Genomic DNA, 4,772 nt, shown 5'->3' with positions numbered 1-4,772 from the left:
TCGTGGAGGACTCACCCCACTGAAGGGCCGAACATGAAGAAAGTGTCAGGCCCCATGAGCTTCGATAGGCGATGAACCCGAACGGGGGAGCCATATTTTCGGACGCGTCATGGAATGATCTGCCACTGGGGTCAATCTGCAGTAACTGCCTTGTGGGTTGCAACCTTGATCCGGCTACGGCCCGATTATCTTCGTGAACCGCCTGGTGCGGACCGCCGGGTAGGTCGGCAGCCTTTCGGCTGCTTTCCCCCCTGAGAACCATGCATGAGACTTTCACCTCACAGGGCTCAAGCATTGATAAGGCACCGTTGGGCACCCGGTAGTAAATCGTTTCGAACGTTTATCAAAATATTCATACCAGTTTGGATCATAAGGATTGGCATTGGCTTTTATTTTGATATGGCGACGAATAGGCGTGTCACTCATTCGAAGAAGTTGAAGTTTCCCTCTTTTTTCACAAAACACCCAATTCCTAAAACCTTTCCGCTGAAAATATTTGGATTTTATCCATTTGAGCGGTTTGTTCGGGTGTCTCCTTACGGCCCATTGCCAAGTCATTTTCCAGATAGCTGAATCAATCTTGTCATAGACTTCCTGACTGACAACATGACGGTAAAAATTTGCCCACCCCCTTATTATTGGATTGAGCATACCAATCAGATTATCGGTCTTTGCGGACATATTGTCCTTTAGGATATATCTGATTTTTCTTTTGACCGAGACAATACCGGCTTTTGACGGTTTAATCAGAAGCTTTCCCTTGTACTTTCTTATGTTGAATCCCAGAAAATCAAAGCCATCGTGAATATGACTTATCCGGGTCTTTTCTTCTGATAATGACAACCCACGTTCTTTAAGAAAATGTGATACCAACGGTTTAACTTTGTTGGCAAGCATCTCCTCTGATTCTCCGGTTATGATAAAGTCATCCGCATATCTGACAAAATGCACTTTTTCTGATTTCTTGAACCTCTTGAAAAGAAGCTCCTGAAGCCCGTCCAGTACCATATTTGCCAGCGTAGGAGAGATAATTCCTCCTTGAGGAGACCCTTCTTCCGTAGGATTGTAGATACCTCTTTCAAGATAACCGGATTTCAACCACAACCTGAGTTTCTTCTTATGCATTGGGATATTGTCGCCCATCCAATCGTGATTGATATGGTCAAAGCATCCCTTTATATCTCCTTCAAGGATATATTGTGCACTGCCTTTACCCCTTAAGGCGTTAAAACAGGCATCAATAGCGTCTTGAGCAGATCTCTTTTTTCGAAATCCATATGAATGATTATCCGCGATGCATTCCGATACCGGGTCAAGTCCCAGCAGTTCCAGTGCCTGTTCGGCTCTGTCCTGCATTACCGGAATACCAAGCGGACGTTTCTTGCCATTCTTTTTGGGGATATAAGTGCGTTTAAGGGGCTGCGGCTTGTAGTCTGCCAAGTTTAACTTTTTGGCTTGTCGCCACTTCTTTGCAGGCGTATCAAGTAATTCGTTGTCAACACCTGCCGTTCTTTTTCCACGATTTTCAGACACCCGCTTTACGGCCATGAGTTTGCCGGCGAATGACCGAGCCAGTAGTCGTTGAAGACTGCGAACACGTTCCATGTTCCCGGCTTTTACTGCCTTCACGATACGTGTTTGCAAACAATTTACAGCCTGCTTTACTTTCTTCCAGTTAATGGAATCCCATAAAACAGAATTGCTCTTCCGGCCGTCAATGGGTAAATTCCATTCTCTATCCACACCTGAAAGATTAAGTAGTTGCATACATTTCCCGTGATTCAATACCTGTCGGAAGTCTGCTCACTTTCGTGCCGGGTAAATTATAAACCCGTATCCACCCCATTACAGGATGGCATTTGCTTTCTCCGACCTCCTTTACCCACTTATCTATCGGCGTTCCTTACGGATTGCTTTCCATCGTGAAATGGAGACAATTGGGCTTACCATGTTCCGCTGATTCTATACGATGGGTTAGTGTCTGCCTGTTTGCCGGGGGAATCTTAGATCGCGTGAAGTGACAAGCGAACACTTCAACCTTACCCCTTACCTTTTGGTTCAGGCCAGTCAGCATCTTTAGCCTGTTCACGCTAACGACATTTATCAGCAGTTCAAATATATTACACATGCCATCATTTCCAGCTCCCATCCGGACGATGCTTCCAGAGTTGAGCTCCTCTCGCAAGGCACTCTCCCAGCCGAGGCTGAGGGCTTCATTGTCCCCCGGGCTTCACACAAAGCCGTTACCGGCAATGCATGCCGGGGTAGAAAACTACTGACGATACAGTAGGCTGAATCAAAGTTCAGCTATAAAAACAGCGACTTCATGTCGCAACGCATGCCAGGTGGTGTGGGGGCTGGGGGTTAAAACCCCCGGCTACCCGATTGTGTGCCGGGCACGGCACGTATTCTAAAGGGTGCGATGAGCATACCCTTTAATTTAAAGCTCATCAAGTCCCAAACCCAGCCTGATGGAGGTGAAGGGTATAGCGGTATGGCAACCGGGTTTCCGGTGACGGTGCCTGGGAAGGAGGCTGCCTTGCTTCGGCAGGGTACCGCGAACGCACGGGGCGATAAACAAGAATCGAGTCAGGCGGGTTTGGTGGGACGAGCCTGCAACACAAGGCGAAGTCCTCTATCCATTTTAAGCCAAATACGTATACTCGGCGCTCATGTGTGGAAAGATACGTGTTCACCCCGGGAGATCTGCCACGATGTCCGTCAATGGACTGACCGAACCGTAAGGGGAGGCGACCATGTGGCAGAAGTCAGCAAAGGGCATAGTAGTTGGTGGAAACGAGCCGGGCCTCCCAAAAGCGGGAGAAGTATACCAGGAGGCCTCACCCCGACGAAGGCCCGAACTGTGCCCGGCCGAATGGTTTGGGTAAATGGTCGTGGCTGTCAAAGAGCATGTTCTTACCGGCATATCGCAGCAGTGGCTGAAAGGTCGGTAGCGTTCAGCTTGAATAGAGCCCAACAGGCAATGGTTTTATCATTGCTTGTTATGACCAGCCGAACCGCCGGATACGCGATCCGTATGTCCGGTGGTGTGGGAGGGGCGCCCCGCGAGGGGCGTCCCTATCCCTATAGCCCGCATGTAAAAGGAATGCGTAAAATCAGAAACTTGCATTGAAAAATTGTTTTCTCTCTTTACTTGTCCTGGGATCTTCAGAAGCTGGCAACGGGAGAAATATTTTTTCATTGGTAACCTTATTAGTTATACTGCCATTCCCTTTCCAATAAATCACTTGATTTCCAGATCTTGGAGTTACCACAAGCATATCATTATTTGAACCAAGATTTTCACATATGAAGTCCCACCCAGGAAGGTCAACCTTGTGAAGAATAGCTATTCTATCACCTCGGGTTTTTTTAATATCAATTCCAGCCAACAATAACCACTTAGGTTTTTTATCTAATGTTACAATTTTAGGCGCTATAACTTTTTGTTCTGCATGGTATTTTCTATGGATATTCTTATTTCCTACACTACAGCCGTTAATGAAGAATAATATGGAAAACAATAGTACGAACTTGATTATTGACCGATTTCTGTAAATTTTCATAAATACCTCCTTGTTCGGATAAGTTATTATAGCCATATGTTTGGCTAACCGCATAACCGGATGGTAAAGGAGCGTAGCGGATTTACCAGTCCGAGTTAATGCGGTTGTTCGCGATTATTTATCTCGGAAATCTTTTATAGACTTCATCAGCTTCATATCGGCTTTCCAGGAAAGATCATCCGACAACAGCCCCTTGTTCGCTGTTTATGATTTTTGAATCCTTACTTTGAGTTCGTTGGCTGAGTAGGCTGGGACTTGTTTATGAAGCATCGCATGGCAGTTGGGACAAACCGGCATCAAGTCATGCAACGGGTCAACTTCATACGCTTCCCCAATTTCTGATAATTGTCGGAGGTGATGAACATGTATGAATCCTTTGCCGATTTCACCATATGTTGATTCAAAGTCAAAACCGCAAATTGAGCAAGAACTTCCGTGATGTTGAAGACACGCTTGGCGTGCCCTTGGATCTCTTTCATAGGCGTTGATAGAAATACGGCGGATTGCGCCTTCCCAATATCGCTCCGGAGTAAGTATTTCCTCCGATAAGGTAAGCGGTGAGAGTCCAATTTGCGTAAGATGGGCAGACCAGAGAGCTTCAAGTAAGGCTGCTTCATCTGGGGATATAGTCATCCCGCTTGCTTGCGGCGTCCAATTTATGTTTTTAATTTCCTTTTGAAGAATTGTTTTCCCTAAAATCTGTTCTTTTTCAGGATGCAGGAGAACGTCAAATCGAATACCAACATACAAAGCAGTTTTGTTTGGATCTGAATAATGTTCTGCTTTATAAGTGGAAGACGACACGAGACCAGACGCCATTATGCCACTGGGTGAGAAGGGGCCAAGTCTGATCAAGAAGGCTCTATCCCCTGGAACTATCTTTTTTGTGACTCCACAGGACCATGGTTCATTAAAAAATTTCTGCCTCTGGTACGTCTCTATATCAGCATCCAAAGTAGTCCAATTCCATTTGCTTGGGTTCCATGAAAATAAGTATGTAGCCATAGTTTTTTCCCTCAGCGAACACAAGCATCAGCGCGCGAAGCCACTTTGTTTTAAAAGCATTCAGAGCTGGTCGGGAAAAACTGTACAGTTGCTTAAGTGGTAAAGCTGTTCTAAATTGATTTTAAAATATAGAAAGGAGCAGCGGTAAAATGAAGAAATTAAGAAGGAATCATGGAGCAACGTTTAAAGCAAAAGTAGCGA

Annotated in this window: 5 protein-coding genes; 1 reads left to right on the top strand and 4 read right to left on the bottom strand. The window is 45.7% G+C overall.

The genetic code is table 11. The features are described 5' to 3' along the window. Together KKC46_12365 and ltrA are read right to left on the bottom strand one after the other, a co-directional pair. Window positions 1-316 (bottom strand): hypothetical protein (locus KKC46_12365; protein MBU1054599.1); only part of this gene is annotated, 316 nt, incomplete at its 3' end. Then, complete coding sequence (gene ltrA / locus KKC46_12360) at window positions 274-1,767, bottom strand: group II intron reverse transcriptase/maturase (protein ID MBU1054598.1); 1,494 nt, start codon at window positions 1,765-1,767, stop codon at window positions 274-276. The genes KKC46_12365 and ltrA, both read right to left, overlap by 43 nt. Before the next feature lie 622 nt (window positions 1,768-2,389). On the opposite strand from ltrA, the gene KKC46_12355 reads away from it, so the two are divergent. Then, complete coding sequence (locus KKC46_12355; protein ID MBU1054597.1) at window positions 2,390-3,133, top strand: hypothetical protein; 744 nt, start codon at window positions 2,390-2,392, stop codon at window positions 3,131-3,133. On the opposite strand, the gene KKC46_12350 is transcribed toward KKC46_12355, so the two are convergent. After that, window positions 3,117-3,566: a hypothetical protein gene (locus KKC46_12350; protein MBU1054596.1), complete on the bottom strand. Its 450-nt coding sequence runs from the start codon at window positions 3,564-3,566 to the stop codon at window positions 3,117-3,119. The genes KKC46_12355 and KKC46_12350 overlap by 17 nt on opposite strands. 204 nt (window positions 3,567-3,770) lie before the next feature. Continuing rightward, entirely contained in the window at window positions 3,771-4,571 is an 801-nt protein-coding gene (locus KKC46_12345) for an HNH endonuclease (GenBank protein ID MBU1054595.1), read from the bottom strand. Window positions 4,572-4,772: the final 201 nt, after the last annotated feature.

The organism is Pseudomonadota bacterium, from assembly GCA_018817425.1.
GTDB lineage: Bacteria > Desulfobacterota > Desulfobacteria > Desulfobacterales > RPRI01 > RPRI01.
Note: the sequence above shows the minus strand (reverse complement) of the source record. Positions and strands in the feature narration are given on the sequence as shown.

Excerpts from the sequence above, each read along its gene's own strand:
- KKC46_12345 (MBU1054595.1), bottom strand. The coding sequence starts at position 4,571 with ATGGCTACATACTTATTTTCATGGAACCCAAGCAAATGGAATTGGACT.
- ltrA (MBU1054598.1), bottom strand. The coding sequence starts at position 1,767 with ATGCAACTACTTAATCTTTCAGGTGTGGATAGAGAATGGAATTTACCC.
- KKC46_12350 (MBU1054596.1), bottom strand. The coding sequence starts at position 3,566 with ATGAAAATTTACAGAAATCGGTCAATAATCAAGTTCGTACTATTGTTT.